The sequence below is a fragment of the Streptomyces atratus genome (genome assembly GCF_014648655.1).
Lineage (GTDB): Bacteria > Actinomycetota > Actinomycetes > Streptomycetales > Streptomycetaceae > Streptomyces > Streptomyces atratus.
Genome location: NZ_BMRN01000212.1, coordinates 1 through 748, shown reverse-complemented (window position 1 = coordinate 748; position 748 = coordinate 1). Strand labels below are relative to the sequence as shown.

At 70.5% G+C, this 748-nt stretch carries 1 protein-coding gene; it reads right to left on the bottom strand.

Annotated elements, in window-relative coordinates:
• Positions 1-28: 28 nt before the first annotated feature.
• Positions 29-748: electron transfer flavoprotein subunit alpha/FixB family protein (locus IEZ15_RS44160; protein WP_189282543.1), on the bottom strand; the 720-nt coding region annotated here is incomplete at its 5' end.

Sequence of the window (748 nt, the reverse complement as noted above, 5' to 3'; positions counted from 1 at the left end):
AAAAAGGGGGGTGCGGCTGGACGGCGGGTCAGCCCTTGCGGGACTTGACCTCGTCGGTGAGCTGGGGGACGACCTGGAAGAGATCGCCGACGACGCCGTAGTCGACGAGGTCGAAGATCGGGGCCTCGGCGTCCTTGTTGATCGCGACGATCGTCTTGGACGTCTGCATGCCGGCGCGGTGCTGGATCGCGCCGGAGATGCCGGAGGCGATGTACAGCTGCGGGGAGACCGACTTGCCGGTCTGGCCGACCTGGCTGGAGTGCGGGTACCAGCCGGCATCGACCGCGGCACGCGAGGCGCCGACGGCCGCACCGAGCGAGTCGGCCAGCGCCTCGATGATCGCGAAGTTCTCCGCACCGTTGACACCACGGCCACCGGACACGACGATCGCGGCCTCGGTCAGCTCCGGACGGCCCGTCGACTCACGCGGCGTGCGGGACACCACCTTCGTACCGGTGGCCTGCGCGGAGAACGACACCTCCAGGGTCTCGACCGCACCCGCCGCCGGAGCGGCCTCGACCGGAGCCGAGTTCGGCTTGACCGTGATGACCGGGGTCCCCCTGGAGACACGGGACTTGGTGGTGAACGACGCGGCGAACGCGGACTGCGTCGCGACGGGACCCTGCTCACCGGCCTCCAGGTCCACGGCGTCGGTGATGACACCCGAACCGATCCGGACCGCGAGACGGGCCGCGATCTCCTTGCCCTCCGCGGAGGACGGCACCAGCACCGCCACCGGGGACAGCAC